Here is a 25,654-nt window from a genome sequence, read left to right as displayed (position 1 = left end):
GCACGGCGACCAATGCCGCCAGCTACACCACGCTACGGGACACGATCAAGGGTTCCTGCATCGGAAAGTTGACGAGATTCTCTTGGCGGTACTGCGCCAGAGGCATCCCAACGGAATCAGCGTCTACAATCAGCCGCAAGCTTCACATCACAAGAGCGGTAGTCCACCCATTGCGGATCATCCGACTGATCAGGCGGCGTCCGAAATGTGCGACTCTGCCTCAAGGATTCCCACAGGTATGGAAAGCGATCTCGCTATCCGATCGCGATATCCCTTGTTGTACCTCAGACCTCGCTCGATGTTTTGAATTTCCTCAGCGGCAAGCCCGCTCGCGACCGTCAGGTCCTCGATCGAATACCCAAGGTGCTCACGATAAGCGCGGACGATGTGGGTCCCCTGCGACATAGCCGTCAAGACTGGTTCGGGAATGCGCGAATCGTTCATAAACATCTCCAAGAACATGGGAGCTCCCTCGGGAGATACCCCCCGGCGGAGCAGACCAAGCAAATCAAAAAATGGACGTCCATTCAGCCGGACCGGCCTCATCCATGGAATGGGCCGCCTGAATTAGGAGCTGGGTCGGAATATGGCGGCTCACCTCCTTCTAATCAAGAAAGCCAACGGCGAGAATTATTCGCGAAGGATCGCAGGTCCGATGCGCTACAGCCGATCAGGCCATCTCAGGAGGGGGCCCTGGAACTCTGAACACCAACTCGAACTCCCGGTACGGACACTGCTTCCTTCGGCCAATCTCCACCGGCGGGGGAGCGAAAGACCCACTCTTGAAAGCCCCCGGCTGCGACGTCGGCTCTAGGAAGCTCGATCGCCCTGTGCCCCGATCGACCGGCCGAAAAAAGGGATTCCAAATTCCAGCAAACACTGGTCATCTGGTTTTCATCCGGATCCAGACAAAGGGTAGCTTTCCATCGAGAGCTTCGCCATCTGTACAGGTTCACAATCATTCGACCGTGACCGATTTTGCGAGATTGCGCGGCTGGTCTACATCTGTCCCCATGAAGAGCGCCGTGTGGTAGGCAAGAAGCTGTATCGGCAGCGAGAAGATCATTGGCGCGATAATCTCGTCGACTACCGGCAGCACGAGCGTGTGCATGGTGTCGAGTTTCGATGCGGCTGCCCCATTTTTATCGGTGATGAGGATAATCCGCCCTCCACGGGCAGCCACTTCCTGCATGTTGGAGACCGTCTTGTCGAAAAAGCGGTCATGGGGCGCGATGACGATCACCGGCATGTTCTTGTCTATCAATGCGATTGGCCCGTGCTTCAATTCACCCGCTGCATAGCCTTCGGCATGGATGTAGGAAATCTCCTTGAGCTTCAGCGCTCCTTCCATCGCTAGCGGGAAACTGGTGCCACGGCCGAGATACAGGACGTCACGACACTTTGACAGTTCGCGCGACAAGAACTCGATCTCCGGCTGGATGCTGTTGAGTACCTGGCCCATGACGCGCGGCAATTCGGCGAGGCTCCTGACGAGTGCCTGCAGCTCGCCTTCGGGGACGGTCCCGCGGGCTCTGGCGGCGCTGATGGCGAGTGCGGCTAGAACGGCAAGCTGGCACGTAAAAGCCTTGGTAGAGGCGACGCCGATCTCCGGTCCGGCAAGGATCGGGAAGACCGTATCGGCCTCCCGAGCGATGGTCGATTCGCAGGCATTGACGATAGCGCCAATTTTCAGCCCACGCTCCTTGCAGTACCTCAACGATGCAAGCGTATCGGCGGTTTCGCCGGACTGCGAAACGAAAAGAGCCGCCGACTGCGGCGGCAAAGGGATCTCGCGGTAACGGAATTCAGACGCAACGTCGATTTCAACCGTCAGGCGCGCATAGCGCTCGAACCAGTATTTTCCGATCAGTCCGGCGAGATAGGCGGTCCCGCAGGCAGAGATCGCCAAGCTCGGAACCTTGGCGAAATCGATGCCAGGAACCATGTCGCGACCCTCTATGATGTTGATGTAATGACGAAGAGCATGGGCGATGACCTCGGGCTGCTCGTATATTTCCTTCTCCATGAAGTGGCGATGGCTGCCCTTGTTGGCCAGATCGGCCGCGGCCGTGGAGATATGGCGCGGACGCTCGACGGGATGGCCGTCGATATCGAAGATATGGGCGCCCGAATTGCCGACAATGGCCCAGTCGCCGTCCATGAGATAGGTAATTTCATTGGTGAAGGGCGCAAGAGCGATCGCGTCGGAGCCCAGGAACATCTCGCCGTCGCCGTGACCGATCGCCAGCGGTGGTCCGTTGCGCGCCGCCGTGATGGTCGACGGTTCATCTTCGAAGAGGATGGCAAGCGCATAGGCGCCCCTAACGCGTTTCAGCATGGCACGCGTGGCCTCTTGCGGCCTCATGCCCTCGCGGCGGTATCTTGCCAAGAGATGCGCAACGACCTCGGTGTCGGTGTCGGTCTGGAACTCGGCGCCATCCGCCGCCAATTCGTCCTTCAGCTTGGTGAAATTCTCGATGATGCCGTTATGGACGACGGCGACACCGTCGGTAAAGTGCGGGTGCGCATTGCGTTCCGTCGAGGCCCCGTGGGTTGCCCAACGCGTGTGGCCGATGCCGACTTTGCCGCTCAGCGGCTCTTCCTTCAGTCGCCTCTCGAGATTGACGAGCTTGCCCTCGGCGCGCCGGCGGTGCAAGGCACCGTCGATGATCGTCGCAACGCCGGCGGAATCATAGCCGCGATATTCCAAACCCTTCAACGCGCCGATCAACCGATCCGACACCGGCTGTTGCCCAACGATGCCAACAATCCCGCACATGTTCGTCTCCGCATTTTTGCGGGCAGCATCAGCCCACGCGAGACGGATACCCATCCGGCCGCTTTAAGTGGCGGCCTTGTAGTAGGATTCCATAATATTGGTACAATTGATTGTAGTGATCACTACCATCCACCCCATGGATAGGTCGGCTGCTGTGGGGACCTAAAGTTCTATTCGCGCCTGACGCTCTTTTGAGAATCGCAGACTCACCCGCGGCAGGATCACGGCCTCAGAAAGGCCAGCAGGCCTTGGACAGTGGACGGACGACCGGCCTGCGAGCCCTAGTCAGGCAGTCCGGCATGTAGAAGCATTGTGCCGCCGACTTCGGGATCGGCGATGGTCTGTCTCGGCGACAGCCTGAGTTCGCCGCGCGGCTCGCCCAGGACCGTCGTCGTCTCGCGCGGCGCCGGTGTCAGTTGACGATGGCATAATGCCCGCCGGGGGCGAGCGCCTCGCGCACGGCACGTGCCAGCCGCGGTCGGTCCGGGACGCCATGGAAAGCGTTGGCCATGAAGACGAGGTCGACGGGGCGTGACACCAGAGTAGCGAGTTCATAGGCGTCGTCGGCGACGAATTCGCAATTGGTCACGCCGGCGCCGGTAGCGGCGCTGCGTGGCCTCCAGCTGGTCGGCGTCGATGTCTATGGCGACGACATGGCGGGCGACCGTGGCGATCGGCACAGCCGTCGCCGCAGCAGAGGTCGACCACCTCCATGCCCGGCTTCAGCCCGGTTGCCGCCAGCGCCATCTTCGCTGCGGTCCGGTTTGTCAGCGCTCTTTCCTGGCCTTGGCAAGAACACGAACTTCGGCTTCGGTCCGGAATGGCAATGTACCCCGATGGCGAAGGGCGACCCGATCTGCGTCAAGCTCATCGCCGGGGAAGAGACGAAGTGATGGGCAACCCCCCTACCGCCTGATCACCACCGGCGGCCGCCGATGTTCCCAGCCTTCGCGTTCCAAGGTGGGCATGTCGTGCTCCTCGTAGGCTAGCCGAGGCAGAAATAACCGATCAGCGTCCACTCGGGCGGCGTGTCGAGAATCTCGGCCATCTCGGTCGCATCGAGGATCGACACCCAGCCCATGCCGATGCCTTCCGCCCGCGCCGCTAGCCACTGTGTGTGCACCGCCATGACGGCCGAATAGTCGATGGTCGCCGGCATGGTTATGCGACCGAGCCCAAGGCCTTGTTCGGTCGTGCGGTCGGCGAAAACCGCGAACTGACAGGGCGCCTCGTTGAGACCGCAAGCTTCAGCCGGGCATAGAGTGCAGCGCGCTCTCCCGAAAAGCACGTGAGCGCCTCGGCATTGCAGCGTTCGAAGCAGTCTCTCACCGGCGGTGCGCCGCTCGAGGCTGTCGACCACTACGAAGCGCTAGGGCTGGCTGAGGCCAACGGAGGGCGCAATGCTGGCGAGCTCGAGCAGCCGTTCCAGCTTGCCCTTCGGCAGAGCCGTCGGCTCGAAGCGCCGCACATCCCTGCGCCAGCGCAGCAGCGTGATCAGCGCGGCGCGAAAATCGTTGGTGAAATCGGGAGGTGACGGCATGGCGGTCTCGTTCGGGGCTAGGGATTGCAGTAGGGAGTACAGTGTGGACTGCCTGCTGCCTATTGCCCAAGCTGGCTTGTTGCGTCCGACAAGCGCGCCATGCGGCCCTAACCGCAAACGATAGAAAAATGTTTCCTGGTGGGCGGCGCTATTACGATGCAATCCAGCAAGCCAGTTTGGATCAGCTCGCACGGCGGTGAATGATGTGCCAGGGCCTTTGCTAAATGCGCCATTGACACTCAGGCGCACCCGTATCGCTCACCAGGCCTCGGAATGCGGAGAACGTCGGCCTGGAACGCGGCGACGGCGACAGGCGTCTCAGCTTGCATATACTCGTTCCTGCCGCACCGCCTGTAACTCATTTTGCTTCCGACCACGTCGGCCTCGACGTCCCCGAAGATTCGCCAGGTCATTCGGCAGATACCATCGTCTGACGTCATAGCGCCGGACCAGCACCAGCTGCCCAATTTCATGGGCATTGCTGAGCTTCCAGTCGCCCGCAGTTTCGCCTTCCACCAGTGTCAGGCATCACCCAAATGGGACTCATCCCTCTCACAGTCAATTCGCGGTTGACTTATTTGTTCTCCGGCGAAGTGCGACAGCTGCTCGTATCCACCAGCGTGAGCGATAGTTGATCAAATGCTGCCAATGAGTTTTGATACTGCAATCTTTAGACAGCCGCCTACCATGAATGTGCCATCGCGTTTCGGCGATCGAAGGAGCGAAGCCGGGTGTCCAGTCGTCACTACATATTCCCGGAGAACAGCGAACCTCTGCGGCTATCGCGGCGGCTTGTAGAGGGAATGATCTTCGGAAAGGACGCTCTCCCGCAATACGCCGGCACACGCCAGCGGGTCGTCTCGGTGATAGTTGAGAACGAAGGCACCGCGCCGAATCGGATTCTAGATGCCCAAGGAGCCTATTGGGTTTTCGATGCTGCGGGCGATATCCGAAAAGGCCTCACACGGTCGACTAGCGACATTATGAGCGCCACCTTCAATGATTCCGACAACAAGGGAACGGTGGTGGCACTTCAGCCAAAGCTCTCCAAGAAGAGGGCTGAGGAGGAGCACCGCTGGGTAGTGGGCAAGGCCGAACTCGACAGGATTGCCGCAGACATCTGGCCGAAGGTGAAGTCGGACAAGATGAGATCCGCGCAGGGGGTTTCGGTGAAGCGACCGCCGCTTACCTATGATGCTCGGCACGCACTCGACGAGGCTACCGCAAATCTGTGGAAGATTTCGCACGCAGTAGCTGAACTTAAGGAGCCTAGCCTGAAGGGCTTTGCCCATGAGGCTCGTTCGAGAGGTGCCGACCGCCCGGAGCACGAACTTCTCTACCAAGCCATCGCCCAGTTGGCAGATCAGCGACTCGAAATTCTGCGACGTCGCAGGACCGGGAAAGGCGTCTGGTATGCCATAGTGGGCGTAATAAAATGGAACGGCGACCACGTAGGCCAGAGCGTAGCCAGGTTCCACGAGAAGTGCGAAGGAAAGCGTTCAGCGGTCGTCGCGGCGAGAAAGCTTCTCGCCGAACATGCCGGTGAATTCGCGGAAAATATGACTGTGGAGGCCGAAGTGCTGACTGACCTTGAATGGCAGGGCAGGCTCCCTGAAGTGGAAGATTGAGGGTCGCGCCATGGCGGGCTACTTGATTTCGGTGTCGCAGATGCGTGGCCAAAGACCGACACATGTTGCCAGGCATATGCATCTGCGGACGGGTTTGACTTTTGATATTGGGATAGGCAGGAAGGAAGGTCGCTTGCTGTACAGACGAGCTTATCGGCGAGGTCGAGAATCCTAGTACCGGTCAATGGTAGTGCATCCACAGCAGTCTGATTTCGACAGCCGTCGTCGAGCCGGAGTGCGCACCGGGGCAAAATCAAATGCTTCGGGCAAAAGCAGATGGACATCATTGGAGTGCAACACGAACGCGGCAAAGATGCGCAGGTGATCATGGGCGGGCGATGGTAGCCTTCAAGGCCGACAAGCGGCAAACGCTCTGGGATCGTGTGCAGGGCAAGGTCGGCGGCCCGGTTCCGAAGTGACGTAAGGAAGACAAGGCCGAGTGGCTGAAGCTCGACTGGTCGGCCGGGTCAAGACCCTTGGGCTAAGCGAAGCTGCGACACGCAGGCTGCTGGATTTCTGGGAGGATAACAAAGAGCGCGGCCAGTCCCGAGCATATTGTAGGATTGTTACCGAAGCGGCGGCCGGGATGGACTCTCATCATTGTGGAACTACGTTTGGGATGATGGCACAGCCCTTTGAATCCGCTCCGGTAGGCGCTTCATATCAGCTGGTCGTGGACCACTATGAGGCAGCGGTTTCACTCCAGGAGCGCATTGTGACTCGCGCTCGACAAGTCGGCTTGTCAACGAAAAGCGATGACGAATTCCTGGAGTATCTGAATGCCGTGTTAGCGCGGGCGCGCCAAACCTTGCTCGCGCCGATCAACGCAGTTAATCAAAAAAATGGGACATCCGGGGTTCGCAGGCATACAGTGTGCCATCGACGGCAACTCTAAGGGCGTCCGTCGGCTGTGAGCGATCAACATGCTTCCGCCCCAATAGGGAGAGGGAGCTATGACAGACTCCAGTTCACAAACTCACACTGCCGCGCAACGCGACACCCGCCAAAATTCCATCTATCGCAATTCGCTGCTGCTTCGAATGTGCTCGGCAGATTTGGCATTGCTGCAACCTCACTTGGAAAGCGTCTCCCTTGGACTGAAGACGCATCTCGAAGTGGCGGGGTCACCAATCAGAACCGTGTACTTCTTCGAGAGCGGTCTCGGGTCAGTGGTGGGCGAACTGCGGCCTGGTATTGAAGCTGAGATCGGAATCATTGGTTGTGAGGGCATGACCGGCTCAGCGCTTATCATGGGCGATGACCGATCAACGCACGATTGTTACGTGCAATTAGAAGCCCGCGCCTTTGTTATCGACGCGGGCCTCTTCACCAAGGCGCTTTTGACAAGCCCAACCCTGCGAACTTTTCTGCTCCGCTACGTTCACTACTTTCACCTCCAGGCAAGCTTCACCGCGCTCAGCAATGCCCGGATGAACATCGTCGATAGGCTCTCAAGATGGCTGGTGATGTGTGATGATCGCGTCGACGGAAACCGCTTGGCGATTACGCACGAGTTCTTATCAGTCATGCTCGGTGTCAGGCGGCCCGGCGTCACCATAGCGCTGCAAATGTTAGAGGGGCAAGGTCTGATACGATCGATGCGAGGAGAGGTCGTTATCCTTGATCGCACGCGTCTGATTGCGCTGGCTGACGGGTCGTATGGCAGGGCTGAAGCCGAATACGCTCGGCTAATCAGCCCACTGCCTTGGCCGCAGGCGCCTGATCGCCAATGAATGTGCTCGAACAGGGAGATGGCCGATCTCCTGCATTGAGGCCATGTCCGGGTAAGCCGCCTAAACAGAGCCTTCACCGCCGACGTTGCCGAGCATCAGATCCAAGACGAAGCTGTCATGCCGGCACCGCTGCATGCGCCGCCCGAGGAAAACCGCCCCTCGCATCCATTCAGGATTCCGAAGCACGATACGGCTGTGCACCACCTTCCGGCCGCTGCAAAGGGGACCCGAGATGACTCGGTCCGTAGAGGAGGTTTTCGAAGAGCATCTGAGGCGATATCGAGGAGGATCTTGGGGCGCACTGCCATCTAACCTCGATTAAGCAGGCATTCATGCGCTGGTTGGAGCAATGGCGAGACTCATTGCACCAGCCCAGTTCAAGGCATGTGCGGACAACCGCTTTGGGCGTCGAACAGATCGATTGGCGGCATAGCCTTATCTTGCCTCACAAGACTTGTGGTCCGGGAAGGCTGTTTCGGGACTTTTCGAAATCAGCGGATCACAGGCTCGCCATGGAAGCGGCGGCGTGATGGAGGAGAAACCCCGAAGCCAACTTCCATCATTAGCCGTGGCCTGTGCGCCGGCACGGTGCCCATATGGAACCCGAACGGATCCTCGACGAAACCGAAACCGGCCTCGCCGGTCAGCGTGACCGGGCTCTGCTTGCCGTAGACGTCCAGAATCTCTTGCGCGGGATTGCCGACGACAAGCGTAAGTTGGTGCTTGAGGGCGCGGCGATTATGGCTGCCGCGGACATAGACATGCGGACCGGTCCTCTCGTCGACAGGCACCAGATAGAAAAAGAACTTCAGCATCCGCCAATCATCCAGGTCGAAGTGGTATTTGCCGAGCGAAGCCAGGTTCTTGTCGGCGTCCGACGCCTGGCCGGTCGGGAAGCTCCACCAGACGCGCGTTGTGATCAGCGTCGCCTGGCCGCCGAGATAGTGCGCCCCGATATCCACGAGCAGCGGATCGTTTTGGATGGCAACGGCCGAGTTACAGCCCAGAATGCGCTCGAAATAATGGCCGCTGAGCAACGGACGGCCAAACCGCGCCTCAGCCTCCGCATGCTCCGCCGGCATGAATTCGAGTCGGCGATCGAAATTGCCGAAACAAGGTGTGCACCTGGCGAATGCGGCTACATCTTCACGAGGCCGGGAAAAAGCCCATCCATCCGCAGCGCGTCGACAACGTCCTGGCAATTGACACCGGCAAACATCGTGTCCTGGGCTGTTTGCGACCTTCGGACCGGCTTTGCACCACGCCAGTGCATTCTCCGTGCCGGCATGGTGCGCGCCAACATGAACATGGGCAGCCACGCCGGGTTCTCGCGAATATCCGACAGGTAGGTCGGAATGCGTACGGCTATGCGACGCAGCATGCTGCCGTTTCGCGCGATCGTTTCAAGGCTTGCCGCGCCGGCTTTGTCCGGGTTCATAACGGTCATCGGGATCCTCAAGGCATGAATGCACTCATCGACGAAGGTTGGGTCCCAGTGCTTCGCCGCGATTCGCCGCGGAAGAACTAGGCGCTTGCCACGTTTTGTGCAACGCACAATTGCAGTCAGAAATGGAGGTTGCGCGTTCGAATAAGACAATCGCAACCACCCCAATTACCTCAGGAACTGTCTGTAGCCGCCGCCCATCAGGTAGCGGCCACGTTGGATGGCGCGACGTACCTGATCGCGAAGATGGCCACCTGGATGACGCCAATCTTCTTCGACGCGGCGTGTCCCGAACAAGGCAATGGCGACCTCCTGATGAGATGCTCCCGCGAGCGAGCCATCCAAAGCCTGGAGTACGATACGCAGACGCGCTCCGCGGTGTTCCGGCGGAAAGCAAGCAGCTGACAGGCGGGCGCAACCATTGACGTGGTTCAAGAACTGAAGGGCAGCGACATGGAACTTGAGGTGCTGCGGCTGAACGATCGCGTCGACATATAGCCGCAACGGGCGGAGGACGGACGCACCGGAAACGGCGATCTGCAGACTCCGGCAGTTCTCCCTCAGCAGCACGTGCTGCACGCCCGCAGCTGTCAGCAGGATGTCCTTGCAGCATGAGAGCGAAGAAAGGTGAAGCGGTTCAAAATCGTGGTCGAGCCCAAGCGGCTCCGCGGCCGCTCGTAGAATACAGGCGCAATCGCGCGGATCCCAAAAGACCCTTGCCGATGTAGCGTCCGAAAGTGGCGCGTCGGCGAAAAAGAAGGCTCCATTGTCTTAGGAGAGCTGATCCTGTCGTCAACTCGATTATCTGCATGTCGCCTTGGGGTCCGACAATGCAGGCGGACGGTGCCATCTTGGCGTGGTCGCGCTGGAATTGTGGATTGCGCCGAAGAAACTCCCAGGCCCAGCCAGTGCGTGGCAATCGTCTGGCATAGTGGTAAGCGTCGTGGCGACGCCAGTCCGGCCAGCATACAAGGCCGACCGTCGCTTCCTTGGACAGACCAGCATCCTTCATGGCTCAGGTGTCCACTATGGCGCTATGCCGACGGGCCTAGAACCGGTTGCCACAGTACCGGTCCAATCAGACGTCCCCTGCTGCGGATGCGCAAAAGGCTCGCGTGGGAAATCTCGAGAAACCCAGCCACCGCCTCCGTTTTGCCGACGCATTTGGGTTCTCCGATGCGCGACAATGGCCACGTAGCCAGGCGGAGGATCCGCTCCATGCGCGTATCCGTCACCGTTACTATCCGGGTCAGATCCTTGGCCAAGCCGAACTCGATCATGCCCGCGAAGAGCTCGTAGGTCGCCTGGGCCAGCCCGCCCGCAGCCTTGGGCGCCGACGGAGGAAGATCGAGCGCGAAACGACTGCTCTCCCATATGTCGGTGGTCGAGGGCACGACGTCAGCACCCAGCAGCACCGGGAAGGTGTCGCGCAACATTGTGGGTCCGGTGCTGGGCAGAAGACGCACGCAACCGCGAATTCGCCAGTCGGATCCTTTGAGGAGCAGATAGACGGGCTTCAGAGCATCAAACGGATCGGATTCCATCTGGTCTTCGGTATCAACTTCCCAATCGAGCCTTTCCTTGAACACCCGAAACCTGAGCCCGTGCATCTCTTTGAGTTCGCCTGCAAACTCGTTGTAAAAGTCTGGTGTTATCAGTTGCATCATGGTCGCCTCCATGTGGGATGTGTTCCCGCCATCGAAGGGCAAAGCTGACAGCGATGCAGCCTGTAGAGGTTTACAGGTATCGTGGCTGAAGAATCAGGATCTCGTCTGGCCGGAGGCAGCCATTCGTGCAACGGCCTGGTTGATCGTTCGGACGCCGAACTTTGCCTTGGCGTTTTCCAAGTGAAAAGTCACGGTGCGCTTTGAGACGCCCAGAAGCTGGCTGATATCCCAAGCCGACTTGCCGCGCGCCGCCCATTTCAGGCACTCGAACTCCCGCGGGGTGAGCGTTACACCATCCACCACGCGATCATCGGCGAGCCTGCGCCGGACATGGATATGAAAGTTGATGGCCACCAGCTGCAATGCTTTTTCGTAACGTGCCAGTGACCGCAACAGAGGCGGACGGGACTCGTCGGAAGCAAAGGTCAGGGCAGCAAACCGGCCGAGATGATCATGCATGGACATCGTCAGGCCGCCGCAGATGCCAAACTCAGCCGCACTCTCCAGAATTTGTTGCTGCGAATTCGGCAGACAGTGTCGAGCGCGGTCCACACCCCAATCGAATGTATCCCAGCCTTGCAGCCCGCGCAGGATGACCGGATCAAGACTGTGGTACCGCTGTTGCAGATAACGTGATGTCCAGGATGAAGGATAGTTTGAAATCAATTGGGGGGCGTCGCCGGAGGCCGACGGGTAAGTGAAATAGGCGAATAGCGGGAAGTCGAAGCCGGCTGCAGCGGAGGCCATTGCCTCACAGAGATCGGCAGCATCAACACTTGCAGACAGTTGCTCGACGAAGTTCTCAAACACGCGATGCATTTGCCCTGTGCGTAACCTCCATTCGCTCAATGCCAGGCAGAGACCTTGTTTTAAACGATCCCGGACGGATACAGCGCGTGCCGAGAACGTGGCTAATCTGTTGAACCAATCCGAAATAGTCTGACGTTGTCTATGAGACGTGTGCCGCCGAGCCAGGCCGCGGCAAGCAACCGTGCCGGTCGATCAAGGCTTGTCACCGGGTGCAGATCTGCCTCTTCGCGAAGTTCCAGGTATTCGACCTCGCGATAGCCTGCAGCCAGAATTGCTGCGCGAGATTCTGCAAGCGTTGGCAGGACGGGTGAGCCGCGCCCAAGCCGCTCAGCCGTCTTGAGCAGGACCGATGATAGCTTGGGAGCAACAGCGCGTTGCGCTGGCGAGAGCCGCACATTGCGCGATGATAGCGCAAGACCGTCGGCTTCACGGACTGTCGGACAGGCAACAATGGTGATTGGAATATCCAGATCCCGGGCCATGCGCCTGACCAGGTGAATTTGCTGAAAGTCCTTTTCGCCAAAGAAGCCGAAGTCAGCGCTAGTCTGCAGGAAGAGCTTGGCGACGACGGTCGCCACGCCATCGAAATGTCCCGGCCGGAAGGCACCGCACAGGCCCTCGCTGACACCGGACACCGAAACGGTGGTGGCGAAGCCCGCCGGATACATCTCCTCTGCATCTGGCGCATAAAGCAGGTGCGCGCCAACCGGTGCCAGCTTGGCGGCATCCTCGTCCTCGGTGCGCGGATACGCGGCAAGATCGGCCTGGCTGTTGAATTGCTTCGGGTTGACGAAGAGCGTCACGATCACACGGTCTGCTTTCTTGAGTGCAGCGCGCACCAGGCTGAGATGGCCCTCATGCAGGACGCCCATGGTTGGCACCACGGCAATCCTCACGCCCTCGCGGCGCCATGCGGCGACGATTTCGCGAAGCTGGTCAACGCTCCTGACGATCGGCACGCTCACGCTGCTTCTCCGCTCTTGGTGGCGTCCGTGTCGGCGGGCTTGGGCGCATCGGCAAACACGTGCTTGGCGGCCGGAAACTGGCGCTCCTTCACCTCGTGCGCATAGGAAGCGATCGCAGCCGCAGCCGCCTCCCCCAGTTCAGCATAGCGCTTGACGAATTTGGGTCGGAAGTCGCCGAAGAGGCCCAGCATGTCGTCGACGACGAGAATCTGGCCGTCACAGGCTGCCGAGGCACCGATGCCAATGGTCGGGGCCGCCACCTCCCCGGTGATCCGGCGGGCGAGCGCTTCAGGAACCTTTTCCAGGACGACCGCAAAGGCGCCCGCTTCGCTCACCGCAATTGCGTCGCGCCTGATGCGCTCGGCATCCCCGCCCCTGCCCTGCACGCGGTAGCCACCGATGGCGTTGATGGCCTGCGGCGTCAAGCCGACATGAGCCATGACGGGCACGCCGCGTGCGGCGAGGAAGCCGATCGTCTCTGCCATCGTTTCGCCGCCTTCGAGCTTGACGGCCGTGCAGCCGGTCTCCGACATGACGCGCGCAGCATTTCGGAAAGCCTGCTCTGGGCTTTCCTCGTAGGAACCGAACGGCAGGTCGACCACCATCAGCGCCTGCTTGATGCCACGGCGCACCGCCTGGCCGTGCGTGATCATCATCTCCAGCGTGACACCGAGCGTCGAGGGCAGGCCGTGGAGAACCATGCCGACGCTGTCGCCGACGAGCACCACATCACAATGGGGATCGACAAGCCGGGCGACTGGGGTGGTGTAGGCGGTAAGGCAGACGAGCGGCGTCCCACCTTTGCGCGAACGAATATCCGGCGGTGTGATCGCCTTGGTGTCACCAAACGCGCTCAATGGATCCTCCTTCCCCTACGTTACCAACCGCGGGTGTCGCCTTTGGCACATTTTTGTGCAGGTGCGAAGAGCTAAAAATGCCCGTGCAGCTGTGGGGTGTTGACGTGCCGACAGGCGCGCTTACACTAAATCGATTAAGGTCCCCCGAGCTGGCCAAGTAATTCGCGAACATGGACGATCAGGCAATACGACTCAGGAAAGACAGAGCCGCCTTCAAGGCCGACGACGTCAAAGTGGACCTGATCGCCCTTGTCGTCGCCGTAAACGACAGTGAACCCTGTGTCCTCACCATCGGCCAGGCAGACACCTTGCCCTCCGGTCCCTTTGCGCTTGAGCACCGATCGCTGCAATCCGGCTTGAGGGGGTGGGTCGAGCAGCAGACCGGCCATCGGCTGGGGTACATTGAGCAACTTTACACGTTCGCTGATCGGGATCGCATCGGCGCCGAGCGCCAGCAGCGCGTCATCTCCATCAGCTATCTTGCATTGACCCGCAAGGAACAGGCAGCGGGCTCGCCCAAGTGCGGATGGCAGAGTTGGTATGAATATTTTCCATGGGAGGACCACCGCTCCGGCACGCCTCCGGTCGTGCTGGACGTTCTGCGACCACGCTTGATTGAATGGGCAAACGGCGTCCGCGATGCGGCCACGCGACGTGAACGCTGGCAGCGGGCGACGATAGCCTTCGGCTTCGACGACCGCCTTTGGAACGAGGAACTCACGCTTCAACGCTATGAGTTAGTCTACGAAGCAGGCCTGGTCCAAGAGGCCGTAAGAGGGCGGGACGCGGCGCCCCCTCCGCTGGTGCCCAGCAAGTCCATGGTCGCCGATCATCGCCGCATCGTGGCGACCGGCATTGCGCGGCTGCGCTCCAAGATCAAATACCGGCCGGTCGTCTTTGAGCTGATGCCGCCGGTCTTCACGCTTTTGCAGCTGCAGCGAACCGTCGAGGCGCTCGCCGGCAGGCTCATCCACAAGCCGAACTTTCGCCGACTGATCGAACAGCAGGAGCTGGTCGAGGAAACCGGAGAGGCCACCGCTGAGACCGGCGGCCGGCCAGCGAAGCTTTTCCGTTTCCGCCACGCCGTTCTCGACGATAGGCTCATCTCCGGGACAAAATTGCCGCTGGCGCGGGGTTGACATCCCTTATACTCACAGCAAGTATATGCTGGTTATTTTCAATTAGAGTATAAGCGGGAGGGGGTCGATGAGCGCCATGCTGCCTACGGCCGCGTTGCTCTACGAGCGCGTCCGACGAGTGATCCCGCCGATCGAATGGCCGGCTTTCGCCGAGGATATCGAGGCGATCCTTGCACTGAAGCGCGAGCGCAACGCCATCATCCTGGCGCACAACTATCAGACGCCCGAGATCTTCCATTGCGTGGCCGACATCGTCGGCGACAGCTTGGCATTAGCCCGCACGGCTGCGACGATCGAGGCGCAAGTCATCGTGCTGGCCGGCGTCCATTTCATGGCCGAAACGGCCAAGCTCCTTAATCCGGACAAGACCGTACTCATTCCGGATCTCAGCGCCGGTTGCTCGTTGGCGGAATCAATCACGGCAGAAGACGTGCGCTTGATGCGCCAGCGTTATCCCGGCGTTCCGATCATCACTTATGTAAACACGTCGGCCGAAGTGAAAGCCGAGTCGGATATCTGCTGTACATCCGGCAACGCCAAGGCGGTCGTCGAATCCCTTGGGGTTCTCCGGGTGATCATGCTGCCGGACGAATATCTGGCCCAGAATATCGCCGCCCAGACCGATGTGCAGATCATCGCCTGGAAAGGGCATTGCGAGGTGCATGAGCGCTTTACACGGGCCGACATCCGCGAGTTGCGCGAAAGCCATGCCGGCGTGGTCGTGCTCGCCCATCCCGAATGCCCGCCCGACGTCGTGGCTGAAGCAGATTTTTCCGGCTCGACGGCTGCCATGTCCGACTATGTCGAAAGGCAAAGGCCGCCACGTGTCGTGCTGATGACGGAATGCTCGATGAGCGACAACGTCGCGTTAGCGCACCCAGAGGTCGAGTTCATCCGGCCCTGCAACTTGTGCCCGCACATGAAGCGGATCACGCTTGCCAACATCCGCACGGCGCTCGAGCAGAACCAACATGTCGTAACCATCGAACCCGGGATCGCCGGGCGCGCGCGGCTTGCGGTCGAACGGATGCTGGCAGTTTGAGCGCCGACCTCCGCAGCTTCTTCGGGCGGCCGATCATCATCGGCGGCGGCATCGCCGGACTGATGACCGCGCTTCAACTGTCGCCGGAGCCGGTGCTTCTTCTGTCAAGGTCGCTGCTGGGAGCTGACAATTCGAGCACCTGGGCACAGGGGGGGCTGGCTGCAAGTTTCGGCGAAGACGACGATCCGGCAATGCACCTGGCCGATACGCTTGCCGCCGGGGATGGTCTCTGCGACAGAGACGTGGCGAGCCGCATCCTCCAAGCCGCGCCCAAGGCGATAGAGGGGCTTGCGGGCTTTGGGGTTCCCTTTGACCGCACGCCGAAAGGATCACTGTGCCTCGGATTGGAGGCCGCACACAGCCGACGTCGCATCGTTCATGCGCATGGGGACGGCACCGGGCGTGAGATCATGCGTGCCCTGATCGCGGCTGTGCGTTCCACTCCGTCGATAGTTGTCGTGGAGGGCGTGGAAGCGCGCCGGCTGGCCGTGCGAGAGAATGCGATCCGGGGCGTCTGGGCGAGCTGTTCGATCGGACCTTTCTTCTTCGGCTCACGGCGGGTCGTCCTCGCCACCGGTGGCATCGGGGGACTGTTTCTCGACACCACGAACCCTTGGGGCAGTTGCGGACAAGGCCTTGCACTTGCGGCCCGCGCTGGAGCTGTCCTAGCCGACCTCGAATTCATCCAGTTCCACCCGACCGCGCTTGACGGCCCAGAACGCCCTATGGCGCTGGTCAGCGAGGCTGTCCGAGGCGAAGGTGCTGCCCTGATCGATGAAACCGGCCAGGCTTTTCTTCAAAGCGTGCCAGGGGCGGAACTTGCGCCTCGCGATGTCTTGGCCCGCGCCGTTTGGAACCATCTTGCGAACGGCCACCGTGTTTTTCTCGACGCCCGACAACGGCCTGGCCCGGCATTCGCTCGACATTTCCCGACAATCGCATCAGCCTGTCGTGGAGCGGGCATCAATCCCGCGCGCGATCTCATCCCCATTCGTCCGGCCCAACACTACCACATGGGTGGCGTTGCCGTGGACAGCTTTGGCAGGACCTCCGTCGAGGGGCTGTGGGCCTGCGGCGAAGTCGCTTCGACAGGACTGCATGGCGCCAACAGGCTCGCCAGCAATTCCTTGACCGAGGCAATCGTGTGCGCCCGCTGGGTCGCTGAAAGTGTCGCCGGAACGCCTGCTCGCAGAACAAGACCTGCGTTTGCGAACGTTTACCCACCGCCCGCTCCGATACCCGTGCGTGTTTTCCTGTCGCGCGCACTCGGCATCGTCCGGGACGGTGAAGGGTTGAAAGCAGCCGCGCGTGCCTTATTGCCGCTCGCCGAAAGCAAGGATGCGGTCTCGGATCCGGCGGCTGTCGGGCTAATGATCGCGGTTGCCGCCTTGTTGCGCGAAGAAAGCCGCGGCGCTCATTACCGGACAGATTTTCCTCATCATGCGACTGCCGCCCGACGGTCCGAAATCACGCTCGAAGCCGCCTTGGCCGCTGCGCGCGAACTCGGACACTCGCCAAACTTGGAAGGGGCAAAGTGATGAGGCTCTCACCGCTTCCCACGGTCATGCTTGAGCCGCTTGTACGGGCATCGCTTCTTGAAGACCTTGGCAGAGCCGGCGACTTGACCACGGATGCCATCGTCCCGAAGGAATACCAAGCGGGAACCGTGTTGGTGGCGCGACAGTCCGGAGTTGTCGCCGGCCTCGATCTGGCGATGCTCGCTTTCCACTTGATTGATCCTGATGTCGAAATCTCGGTGGAGCGGGCAGACGGCTGCAATGTCGTGGATGGAGAGATCATTGCATCAGTGGATGGCCCGGCCCGGGCCATTCTCACAGCCGAAAGGACGGCACTCAATTTTTTGTGCCATCTGAGCGGCATCGCCACGGCAACGGCATCGATCGTCGCTGCGGTTCGTGGGTATGGCGCGAAGATCGTCTGCACCCGCAAGACGACGCCCGGATTGCGGGCAGTCGAAAAGTATGCCGTGCGCGCAGGTGGCGGGTCCAATCACCGCTTCGGTCTGGACGATGCAATTTTGATCAAGGACAACCACATCGCCATCGCAGGCGGCGTCCGCCCAGCGCTCGAGCGAGCACGAAGAGCGGCCGGTCATCTCGTCAAGATCGAAGTCGAGGTCGATACTCTGGCCCAGTTGGAGGAGGTACTTGGCTTCGATCCCGATGCGGTTCTGCTCGACAACATGTCCCTCCCCGATCTTCGCCGCGCCGTCGCAATTGTCGGTGGCCGAGCTATCACCGAGGCTTCTGGCGGGATCACGTCCCATACAGCGCGGGCGGTTGCCGCGACCGGCGTTGATCTGATTTCGGTCGGCCGACTCATCCACAGCGCGCCGATCCTGGATATCGGCCTCGACCATCGGGGCTCATGATTGTCTGAGTCAGGATTGGGTCAACTGTCCTCTCCGATCGTCAACAGTCAGATAGCAAAGACCCCGCAAGACAGACCGGAGGAACAGCATGGACATGCAAACGGCAAGTTCAACGCAGACATCGCCACAGGCTCAATCCCCTGACCCCGGAGCGTGGACCCTGGAAAAGGCTCAGGCACTTTACCATGCCCCCTTCAACAATCTCCTCTTCCTGGCGCAAACGGTGCACCGCCAGAATTTCGATCCAAACAAGGTCCAGCTCAGCCGGCTGCTCAGCATCAAGACGGGAGGATGCCCGGAGGATTGTGGCTATTGCAGCCAGTCGGCGCGTCACGAAACCGGCCTGAAGGCGTCGAAGCTGATGGAGGTCCGGCGCGTCATCGCCGAGGCGACCAAGGCGCGTGATGCCGGCGCCACGCGTTATTGCATGGGCGCGGCCTGGCGAAACCCCAAGGCGCGCGACATGGATGCGGTGGTGGCGATGGTCGAAGGCGTCAAGGCGCTGGGCATGGAGACCTGCATGACGCTCGGCATGCTCGATCTTGAGCAAGCCGCTCGACTGAAGCAAGCGGGCCTCGACTACTACAACCACAACATCGATACGTCGGAACGCTACTACAGCGAGATCATCAGCACGCGCGGCTATGCCGAGCGGCTCGACACGCTTGAGCAGGTTCGTCGATCCGGCATCAAGGTCTGCTGCGGCGGTATTGTCGGCATGGGCGAAGATCCGGTGGACCGGATCGACATGCTGGTGACGCTGGCGAACCTACCCGAGCCGCCGGAAAGCGTCCCGATCAACATGCTGATCCCGATCGCCGGCACCCCGCTTGCCGAAGCCAAGCCCATCGAGCCGATCGAATTCGTGCGCGTGATCGCCCTGGCGCGCATCATGATGCCGAAATCGCATGTGCGTCTTTCCGCCGGCCGCACCGCCATGACCGACGAGATGCAGGCGCTGTGCTTTTTTGCCGGTGCCAATTCAATCTTCGTCGGTGACACGCTGCTGACGGCGGACAATCCCGGCGAGGACAAGGATAGCCTTCTGTTCCGCCGTCTCGGCATTGAGCCGATGGAACTCGAGGCGCAATGAACGGGGCACCGCTTGCCCGCTATGACGCGACCTTGCAGGGACTGGCCCGCAAGGACCGGCTGCGGACGCTTGCGCCGCGCGCAGGTCTCGATTTCTCGTCGAACGACTATCTCGGGCTGGCCTCGTCCAGGAGACTTGGCGATGCTGTTGTGGCGGCGATTGCGCGGGGCACGCCGGTTGGCGCCACTGGGTCGCGGCTGTTGCGCGGCAATGCACCGGAACACGAGCAGCTCGAGGCAGACGCGGCGGCATTCTTTGGAGCCGACCGCGCGCTGTTCTTCGGCAGCGGCTACATCGCCAACTTCGCTCTGCTGAGCGCCCTGCCGCGGAAGGGCGATCTTTTGGTTCTCGATGAGCTCGCCCATGCCAGCATGCATGAGGGTGCGCAGGCCGGGCGCGCACAGTTCGTGCTGGCCGCGCACAACGACGCCACCGCTGTCGAGGATGCGATCACACGTTGGCGCGCCGCAGGCGGCATGGGGCGCGTCTGGATCGCGGTGGAGAGCCTTTACAGCATGGATGGCGACCGCGCGCCTTTGGAAAGCCTGGTCGCGCTTGCCGATCGGCACGAGGCATTCATCGTCATTGACGAGGCGCATTCGACCGGCGTCTGGGGACCGGACGGCCGGGGGCTTGCCGCCGCTTTCGAGGGCCGCGACAACATCGTCGCGCTCCACACCTGCGGCAAGGCGCTCGGCGCATCTGGTGGGCTCGTGACCGGGCCGAGGGCACTGTGCGAGTATCTGATCAACCGTTGCCGGCCATTCATCTACGCGACCGCGCCATCGCCACTGATGGCGGTCGTGGCGCGCGAAGCACTCGCAATGCTCGCCGACGACCCTATACGGCGTATTCAGCTGCATGAACGCGTTGACCTCGCCGGCCGCCAGCTGGCCGAGCGCTGCGGCGTGATACCCAGCGGCTCGCAGATCCAGCCCCTGGTAATCGGCGATGTCAGGCGCACCCTGGCATTGGCGGCGCGCCTGCAGGCCCGCGGCTTCGACATACGCGGTATTCGTCCTCCGACCGTGCCCGAGGGCACGTCGCGGCTGCGCATCTCACTGACGCTCAATGTCGGCGAAGCCGACATTTCCGCCATGGTCGAGGCGCTGGTCGAGGTGTTGGCCCAAACATCACCGGAGGCGGTATGACCCAACGCATCGTCATCACCGGAACCGACACGGGAGTTGGCAAGACCGTGTTTGCGGCTGGGCTCGCCGGTTTGCTCGACGGCTTTTACTGGAAACCGGTGCAATCGGGCCTCGACGGCGAGACCGACAGCGAAGTGGTCGCGCGGCTTGCCGGCTTGCCCTCAGAGCGCGTGCTGCCGGAAGCCTACCGCTTGCGGAGCCCGCTGTCGCCGCATCGTTCGGCCGAGATCGACGGCGTGGCGATCAAGGCTGCCGATCTTGCTTTTCCCGTCCTACCGACGCCGCTCGTCATCGAAGGCTCCGGCGGCCTGATGGTGCCGCTTAACCGGCGCACAAGGCTCATCGACATCTTCGCTGAATGGCGGCTGCCCGTTATTCTGTGCGCCCGCACCACGCTCGGCACCATCAACCACACCTTGCTCTCGATCGAGGCGCTCCGCGCCCGATCCATCCCGTTGGCCGGCATCGCTTTCATCGGCGATGAGATGGCCGATACGCAACGGACCATCGTGGAATTCAGCGGTGCGCCGCAGCTCGGCAGGCTGCCGCACCTCGATCTGCTGACCGGCAAGACACTGAGGGACGCAATGATTGCCGGCTTCGCCTTCGCCTCGATTACTGGAGGTGACTGATGTCGCAGTCTCATGTGTGGCATCCCTTCACCCAGCACGCGCTCGAGCCTGCGATCCCAGAAATCGTCCGGACTGAAGGCGCCTATCTCCGCAGGGCCGACGGCGCCCGCATCCTGGACGCCATCTCCTCCTGGTGGGTCGTCACACATGGCCACCGCCATCCCCGCATCATGAAGGCAGTCGAGACAACCGCGTCGAGCCTCGACCAGATTATCTTTGCGGGCTTCACGCACGAGCCGGCAGAGCGCTTGGCCAAGGCGCTTGTCGGCCTCGCTCCCGCTGGACTCGACTGGGTGTTCTATTCCGACAGTGGCTCGACCTCGGTCGAAGTTGCGCTGAAGATGGCGCTCGGTTATTTCCGCAACATCGGCGCCCCACGCTCTCGCATCGTCGTCATGGAGCACAGCTATCATGGCGACACGATCGGCACGATGAGCGTCGGTGCGCGTGGCGTGTTCAACGCCGCCTACGAACCGCTGCTGTTCGAGGTCGACATCATCCCCTTTCCGGCAGCGGGGCGCGAGCAGGAGACGCTGGATCGTTTAGAGGCTGTGACCCGCGATCGACGAGCCGCAGCCTTAATCGTCGAGCCGCTGGTGCTGGGCGCCGGCGGCATGCTGATGTATCCGGCTTCAGTTCTGGCCGAATTGAAGAAGATCACTGAGGCCTCCGGCACGCTGCTGATCGCCGACGAAGTGATGACCGGCTGGGGGCGGACCGGAACCATGTTCGCCTGCGAGCAGGCATCGATCTCTCCAGATATCCTGTGCACCTCGAAAGGCCTGACCGGCGGCGCCATCCCGCTGGCCGTAACGCTTGCCACCGATGCCATCTTCCAGGCTCATTATTCCGAGGACCGGAAGAAGACGTTTTTCCATTCGAGCTCCTACACTGCCAACCCGATTGCCTGCGCGGCAGCACTTGCCAATGTCGAGATCTGGCGGGACGAGCCGGTGGCCGAGCGCATTGCGGCCTTGAGCGCAATGCAGGCCACCGGGCTTCGACGCTTTCGCGACAACAGCTTCTTCACCGACTGCCGAGCCACGGGAACAATCGCGGCGCTCGACCTGCGAACCGGTTCCGCAGGTTATCTCGCCGAGATCGGACCGAAACTGCGCGCTTTCTTCCTCGAGCGAGGGCTACTTGTGCGCCCGCTCGGCAATGTCCTCTACCTTCTGCCACCCTATTGCATCACCGGCGACGAGCTCGAGCGACTCTATGACGCCATTGAGGAGGCGGGCGAACGCTTCGGGTCCAGGCCATGAGCAAGTCGTCGCGCATACTCGGGTTTGGCCATCATGCGCCTGGGCGAAAGGTGGCGAATGCCGAAATCGAGAGCAATCTCGGTCTTGATCAAGGCTGGATCGAAAGGCGTACCGGGATACGGTCGCGCTTCTGGGCAACCGACGAAGACACGCTGTCTGGTCTTGCTGCGCAGGCCGGCGACATGGCGCTGGCGAACGCCGGTATTGCGCGCCACGACATCGGTCTGCTGTTGCTTGCCACCTCGACACCCGACCATCTTCTGCCGCCGAGCGCGCCGCTGGTCGCACACAAGCTTGGCCTTGGCCGCGCAGGCGCGGTGGATCTGACAGGCGCCTGCGCCGGCTTCATCTATGCGCTGATGTTTGCGGACGGATTTACCCGCCTGCACGGCAAAGCGAGCCTTGTTATCGCCGCCAACATCCTCAGCCGCCGCATCAATCCAGCCGAGCGCGCAAGCTCGGTCCTGTTTGCCGATGCCGCCGGCGCCCTGGTGATCGGTCAGTGCGATGATGCTGATCGGGGCATTCTCGGTGCCTCGGTGGCTTCGGACGGCTCGCGATACGGGCTGATCCAGATTCCCGCAGGAGGAAGCAACAAGCCGTTCCACGGTGACCTCGATCTCGCGCAAACCCGAATGAGGATGACGGACGGCCGCGAAGTGTTCGCAAAGGCCGTGGAGATGATGACCGATTGCTCGACAAGCGCTCTAGCCGCTGCCGGAGTGCGGCCACACGATCTCGGCCGGTTCGTGCCGCATCAGGCCAATACTCGGATTTTCGACGCGGTCGGGAGGAACCTCGGCATCGCGGACCAAGCAATTGTCAAGACGATTGCCGAATACGGCAACTCTTCGGCCGCGACGATCCCGCTGTCGCTCTCGCTCGCCAACCAGACGGAGCCATTCCAGCCTGGAGAGAAAATCCTTCTGTCGGCGGCGGGTGCGGGTCTCAGCGGCGGCGCTCTCGTGGTTGGAATCTAGCCGGCCGGCTCACGCGCGCAGGACTGGTCATGAATGGCAATAGGGCAACAGAACCAATGCCAAAATGGCCTTCTGAAGCTCGACATGACCGAGCTGACGCAGCACGACCCCGTGCGAGCCTCTGGATGAGATCAAATGCATCACCCGTTGCATCATTCGTGCCATCTGAATAAAGCTCAAATACAAAGGGTGAGCCGCCCCATATATGTCTGATACCCGACATTGTTCACATAAAAGGCTCGATGCTTACACGCTCTTTGCTGTCTTCTCTTTGCTGTCTGCTCTTTTCTCTTTGCTCTTTGCTCTTCCGTCTTGACTAGCAGGAGCATGCGGCTTATCTCATTGCCGCGTTAGCACTCGCTTCGGCCGAGTGCTAAGCACGCTCCGGCAACGGAGAACCGTTCAACATCCGCACCAAGGAAATCCAAAAATGGCAAAGTCGAATTTCCGGCCGCTGCATGACCGCGTGGTCGTTCGCCGGGTCGAATCCGAATCCAAGACCGCCGGCGGGATCATCATCCCGGATACGGCGAAGGAAAAGCCGCAGGAAGGCGAGATCATCGCCGTCGGCTCCGGCGCTCGTGACGAAGCTGGCAAGCTGGTCCCGCTGGACGTCAAGGCCGGCGACCGCATCCTGTTCGGCAAGTGGTCGGGTACCGAAGTCAAGCTCAATGGCGAAGACCTTCTGATCATGAAGGAATCCGACATTATGGGCATCATCGGCTGACACGCTGCCGCCTTTCCTTCGCACCATCAAATCTGAATTTCGGGCGAGATGCCCAGGAGTAAAAAAATGGCTGCCAAAGACGTAAAATTCTCCCGCGATGCCCGTGAGCGCATGCTTCACGGCATCAACATCCTCGCCGACGCGGTGAAGGTCACGCTCGGCCCCAAGGGCCGCAACGTCGTCATCGACAAGTCGTTCGGCGCACCGCGCATCACCAAGGACGGGGTCACCGTCGCCAAGGAAATCGAACTTTCCGACAAGTTCGAAAACATGGGCGCGCAGATGATCCGCGAAGTTGCTTCGAAGACCAACGACATCGCCGGTGACGGCACCACGACGGCGACCGTTCTGGCGCAGTCGATCGTCCAGGAAGGCAACAAGGCCGTTGCCGCCGGCATGAACCCGATGGACCTGAAGCGCGGCATCGATCTGGCCGTGACCGAAGTCGTCGCGGCGCTCGGCAAGGCTGCCAAGAAGATCAAGACCTCCGAGGAAGTCGCCCAGGTCGGCACGATCGCCGGCAATGGCGACGAGTCGGTCGGCAAGATGATCGCCGAAGCGATGCAGAAGGTCGGCAACGAAGGCGTCATCACGGTTGAGGAAGCCAAGACCGCCGAGACCGAACTCGAAGTCGTTGAAGGCATGCAGTTCGACCGCGGCTATCTCTCGCCGTACTTCGTCACCAACGCCGACAAGATGGTTGCCGAGCTCGAGGACGTCTACATCCTCCTGCACGAGAAGAAACTCTCCAACCTGCAGGCGATGCTGCCGGTTCTCGAAGCCGTCGTGCAGACCTCGAAGCCGCTGCTCATCATCTCGGAAGACGTCGAAGGCGAGGCTCTGGCCACGCTGGTCGTCAACAAGCTGCGTGGCGGCCTGAAGATCGCCGCCGTCAAGGCGCCGGGCTTCGGTGATCGCCGCAAGGCCATGCTGGAAGACATCGCCATCCTCACCGGTGGTCAGGTCATCTCGGAAGACCTCGGCATCAAGCTCGAGAACGTCGGCCTCAACATGCTCGGCCGCGCCAAGAAGGTGTCGATCTCCAAGGAGAACACCACCATCGTCGACGGCGCCGGCAAGAAGGCCGAGATCCAGGGCCGCGTTGCCCAGATCAAGCAGCAGATCGAAGAGACCACGTCGGACTACGACAAGGAGAAGCTGCAGGAACGTCTGGCCAAGCTCGCCGGCGGCGTTGCGGTGATCCGCGTCGGCGGCGCGACGGAAGTCGAAGTCAAGGAAAAGAAGGACCGCGTCGATGACGCCCTCAACGCGACCCGCGCGGCCGTGGAAGAAGGCATCGTTGCTGGTGGTGGCGTAGCCCTGCTGCGCGCTTCGGCCGACATCAAGGTCACCGGCGTCAATGCCGACCAGGCCGCCGGCATCAACATCGTTCGTCGTGCGCTGCAGGCTCCGGCCCGCCAGATCGCGGCCAACGCCGGTGCGGAAGCATCGATCGTTGCCGGCAAGATCCTTGAGAACAAGGGCTTGACCTTCGGCTACAACGCCCAGACCGGCGAATATGGCGACATGATCGCCATGGGTATCGTCGATCCGGTCAAGGTCGTGCGCACTGCCCTCCAGGACGCGGCCTCGGTCGCCGGCCTGCTCGTCACCACCGAAGCCATGATCGCGGAGGCTCCGAAGAAGGAGTCGGCTGGCGGCGGCATGCCTGGCGGCATGGGCGGCGGCGGCATGGGCGGCATGGGCGGCATGGATTTCTAATCCAGCCCCTATCAACCTACAGCGGAAAGGGCGGCAGCAATGCCGCCCTTTCCTTGTGTGCCGAACATGATCGACAACTTGGAGTGCG

22 protein-coding genes and 2 pseudogenes are annotated in these 25,654 nt (G+C 61.2%); 13 read left to right on the top strand and 11 right to left on the bottom strand.

The features are described 5' to 3' along the window. Positions 1-189 precede the first annotated feature (189 nt). From NKI20_RS24000 to bluB, 4 genes and pseudogenes are all read right to left on the bottom strand, one after another. Positions 190-444: a helix-turn-helix domain-containing protein gene (locus tag NKI20_RS24000; protein WP_023735822.1), complete on the bottom strand. Its 255-nt coding sequence runs from the start codon at positions 442-444 to the stop codon at positions 190-192. A gap of 514 nt (positions 445-958) precedes the next feature. Then, positions 959-2,779 carry a glutamine--fructose-6-phosphate transaminase (isomerizing) gene (gene glmS / locus NKI20_RS23995; protein ID WP_352834941.1) on the bottom strand — a complete coding sequence of 607 codons (1,821 nt, stop codon included), beginning with the start codon at positions 2,777-2,779 and terminating at the stop codon, positions 959-961. Positions 2,780-3,191: 412 nt separating this feature from the next. Continuing rightward, positions 3,192-3,368, bottom strand: a complete 177-nt coding sequence (locus tag NKI20_RS23990; protein WP_352834938.1) for a methyltransferase domain-containing protein — start codon at positions 3,366-3,368, stop codon at positions 3,192-3,194. Between the two features lie 396 nt (positions 3,369-3,764). Next, positions 3,765-4,319: pseudogene (bluB, locus tag NKI20_RS23985) on the bottom strand (5,6-dimethylbenzimidazole synthase). 731 nt (positions 4,320-5,050) lie between these two features. On the opposite strand from bluB, the gene NKI20_RS23980 reads away from it, so the two are divergent. After that, entirely contained in the window at positions 5,051-5,947 is an 897-nt protein-coding gene (locus NKI20_RS23980; RefSeq protein ID WP_352611434.1) for a hypothetical protein, read from the top strand. Between the two features lie 953 nt (positions 5,948-6,900). Then, the gene (locus NKI20_RS23975) at positions 6,901-7,680 is read left to right on the top strand and encodes a Crp/Fnr family transcriptional regulator (protein ID WP_352834934.1); all 780 of its coding nucleotides are present in this window, start codon (positions 6,901-6,903) and stop codon (positions 7,678-7,680) included. 491 nt (positions 7,681-8,171) lie between these two features. On the opposite strand, the pseudogene NKI20_RS23970 reads toward NKI20_RS23975, so the two are convergent. The 7 genes and pseudogenes from NKI20_RS23970 to panB form a co-directional block, all read right to left on the bottom strand. Next, positions 8,172-9,127: pseudogene (locus tag NKI20_RS23970) on the bottom strand (hypothetical protein). Positions 9,128-9,292: 165 nt separating this feature from the next. Further along, a complete protein-coding gene (locus NKI20_RS23965; protein ID WP_245264243.1) occupies positions 9,293-9,694 on the bottom strand; it encodes a DUF2285 domain-containing protein in 402 nt (133 codons plus the stop codon). 67 nt (positions 9,695-9,761) lie between these two features. Continuing rightward, complete coding sequence (locus NKI20_RS23960) at positions 9,762-10,136, bottom strand: transcriptional regulator domain-containing protein (protein WP_352487474.1); 375 nt, start codon at positions 10,134-10,136, stop codon at positions 9,762-9,764. A 22-nt stretch (positions 10,137-10,158) separates the two neighbouring features. After that, complete coding sequence (locus NKI20_RS23955) at positions 10,159-10,791, bottom strand: acyl-homoserine-lactone synthase (protein WP_352834931.1); 633 nt, start codon at positions 10,789-10,791, stop codon at positions 10,159-10,161. Between the two features lie 93 nt (positions 10,792-10,884). Continuing rightward, complete coding sequence (locus NKI20_RS23950; RefSeq protein WP_023776416.1) at positions 10,885-11,610, bottom strand: LuxR family transcriptional regulator; 726 nt, start codon at positions 11,608-11,610, stop codon at positions 10,885-10,887. 92 nt (positions 11,611-11,702) lie between these two features. Beyond that, positions 11,703-12,566, bottom strand: coding sequence for a pantoate--beta-alanine ligase (panC, locus tag NKI20_RS23945; RefSeq protein WP_352834927.1), 864 nt, complete (start codon positions 12,564-12,566; stop codon positions 11,703-11,705). Continuing rightward, positions 12,563-13,423 (bottom strand): 3-methyl-2-oxobutanoate hydroxymethyltransferase, encoded by an 861-nt coding sequence (gene panB / locus NKI20_RS23940; protein ID WP_352487472.1) that lies wholly within the window; start codon positions 13,421-13,423, stop codon positions 12,563-12,565. Before panB ends, panC begins: the two co-directional genes overlap by 4 nt. Before the next feature lie 170 nt (positions 13,424-13,593). On the opposite strand from panB, the gene NKI20_RS23935 reads away from it, so the two are divergent. From NKI20_RS23935 to groL, 11 genes are all read left to right on the top strand, one after another. Further along, positions 13,594-14,562, top strand: a complete 969-nt coding sequence (locus NKI20_RS23935; protein ID WP_023762816.1) for an NUDIX hydrolase — start codon at positions 13,594-13,596, stop codon at positions 14,560-14,562. 67 nt (positions 14,563-14,629) lie between these two features. After that, the gene (gene nadA / locus NKI20_RS23930; RefSeq protein WP_023762817.1) at positions 14,630-15,604 is read left to right on the top strand and encodes a quinolinate synthase NadA; all 975 of its coding nucleotides are present in this window, start codon (positions 14,630-14,632) and stop codon (positions 15,602-15,604) included. Further along, positions 15,601-17,142 carry an L-aspartate oxidase gene (locus NKI20_RS23925; RefSeq protein ID WP_352834923.1) on the top strand — a complete coding sequence of 514 codons (1,542 nt, stop codon included), beginning with the start codon at positions 15,601-15,603 and terminating at the stop codon, positions 17,140-17,142. The genes nadA and NKI20_RS23925 overlap by 4 nt, the downstream gene beginning before the upstream one ends. Then, complete coding sequence (gene nadC / locus NKI20_RS23920; RefSeq protein WP_352834920.1) at positions 17,142-17,996, top strand: carboxylating nicotinate-nucleotide diphosphorylase; 855 nt, start codon at positions 17,142-17,144, stop codon at positions 17,994-17,996. Before NKI20_RS23925 ends, nadC begins: the two co-directional genes overlap by 1 nt. Positions 17,997-18,090: 94 nt before the next feature. Next, a complete protein-coding gene (gene bioB / locus NKI20_RS23915; protein WP_352794791.1) occupies positions 18,091-19,089 on the top strand; it encodes a biotin synthase BioB in 999 nt (332 codons plus the stop codon). Further along, complete coding sequence (locus NKI20_RS23910) at positions 19,086-20,240, top strand: 8-amino-7-oxononanoate synthase (RefSeq protein ID WP_023776409.1); 1,155 nt, start codon at positions 19,086-19,088, stop codon at positions 20,238-20,240. Before bioB ends, NKI20_RS23910 begins: the two co-directional genes overlap by 4 nt. Next, positions 20,237-20,872 carry a dethiobiotin synthase gene (bioD, locus tag NKI20_RS23905; protein ID WP_023735844.1) on the top strand — a complete coding sequence of 212 codons (636 nt, stop codon included), beginning with the start codon at positions 20,237-20,239 and terminating at the stop codon, positions 20,870-20,872. Before NKI20_RS23910 ends, bioD begins: the two co-directional genes overlap by 4 nt. Continuing rightward, positions 20,872-22,137: an adenosylmethionine--8-amino-7-oxononanoate transaminase gene (locus NKI20_RS23900; RefSeq protein ID WP_352834915.1), complete on the top strand. Its 1,266-nt coding sequence runs from the start codon at positions 20,872-20,874 to the stop codon at positions 22,135-22,137. The genes bioD and NKI20_RS23900 overlap by 1 nt, the downstream gene beginning before the upstream one ends. Further along, the gene (gene bioZ / locus NKI20_RS23895; RefSeq protein ID WP_352834912.1) at positions 22,134-23,117 is read left to right on the top strand and encodes a 3-oxopimeloyl-[acyl-carrier-protein] synthase BioZ; all 984 of its coding nucleotides are present in this window, start codon (positions 22,134-22,136) and stop codon (positions 23,115-23,117) included. The genes NKI20_RS23900 and bioZ overlap by 4 nt, the downstream gene beginning before the upstream one ends. Before the next feature lie 430 nt (positions 23,118-23,547). After that, positions 23,548-23,844, top strand: a complete 297-nt coding sequence (gene groES / locus NKI20_RS23890; RefSeq protein ID WP_019863563.1) for a co-chaperone GroES — start codon at positions 23,548-23,550, stop codon at positions 23,842-23,844. 66 nt (positions 23,845-23,910) lie between these two features. Then, positions 23,911-25,566 (top strand): chaperonin GroEL, encoded by a 1,656-nt coding sequence (gene groL / locus NKI20_RS23885; RefSeq protein ID WP_352707998.1) that lies wholly within the window; start codon positions 23,911-23,913, stop codon positions 25,564-25,566. Positions 25,567-25,654: the final 88 nt, after the last annotated feature.

The organism is Mesorhizobium sp. M0830 (genome assembly GCF_040319965.1).
GTDB lineage: Bacteria > Pseudomonadota > Alphaproteobacteria > Rhizobiales > Rhizobiaceae > Mesorhizobium.
This window is presented reverse-complemented; position numbering and strand designations above follow the sequence as displayed.

Coding starts and splice junctions, on each gene's coding strand:
- NKI20_RS23900 (WP_352834915.1), top strand. CDS start 20,872: ATGTCGCAGTCTCATGTGTGGCATCCCTTCACCCAGCACGCGCTCGAG.
- glmS (WP_352834941.1), bottom strand. CDS start 2,779: ATGTGCGGGATTGTTGGCATCGTTGGGCAACAGCCGGTGTCGGATCGG.
- groES (WP_019863563.1), top strand. CDS start 23,548: ATGGCAAAGTCGAATTTCCGGCCGCTGCATGACCGCGTGGTCGTTCGC.
- nadC (WP_352834920.1), top strand. CDS start 17,142: ATGAGGCTCTCACCGCTTCCCACGGTCATGCTTGAGCCGCTTGTACGG.
- NKI20_RS23975 (WP_352834934.1), top strand. CDS start 6,901: ATGACAGACTCCAGTTCACAAACTCACACTGCCGCGCAACGCGACACC.
- NKI20_RS23935 (WP_023762816.1), top strand. CDS start 13,594: ATGGACGATCAGGCAATACGACTCAGGAAAGACAGAGCCGCCTTCAAG.
- bioD (WP_023735844.1), top strand. CDS start 20,237: ATGACCCAACGCATCGTCATCACCGGAACCGACACGGGAGTTGGCAAG.
- bioZ (WP_352834912.1), top strand. CDS start 22,134: ATGAGCAAGTCGTCGCGCATACTCGGGTTTGGCCATCATGCGCCTGGG.
- NKI20_RS23910 (WP_023776409.1), top strand. CDS start 19,086: ATGAACGGGGCACCGCTTGCCCGCTATGACGCGACCTTGCAGGGACTG.
- bioB (WP_352794791.1), top strand. CDS start 18,091: ATGCAAACGGCAAGTTCAACGCAGACATCGCCACAGGCTCAATCCCCT.
- groL (WP_352707998.1), top strand. CDS start 23,911: ATGGCTGCCAAAGACGTAAAATTCTCCCGCGATGCCCGTGAGCGCATG.
- NKI20_RS23955 (WP_352834931.1), bottom strand. CDS start 10,791: ATGATGCAACTGATAACACCAGACTTTTACAACGAGTTTGCAGGCGAA.
- nadA (WP_023762817.1), top strand. CDS start 14,630: ATGAGCGCCATGCTGCCTACGGCCGCGTTGCTCTACGAGCGCGTCCGA.
- NKI20_RS23960 (WP_352487474.1), bottom strand. CDS start 10,136: ATGAAGGATGCTGGTCTGTCCAAGGAAGCGACGGTCGGCCTTGTATGC.
- NKI20_RS24000 (WP_023735822.1), bottom strand. CDS start 444: ATGAACGATTCGCGCATTCCCGAACCAGTCTTGACGGCTATGTCGCAG.
- NKI20_RS23950 (WP_023776416.1), bottom strand. CDS start 11,610: ATGCATCGCGTGTTTGAGAACTTCGTCGAGCAACTGTCTGCAAGTGTT.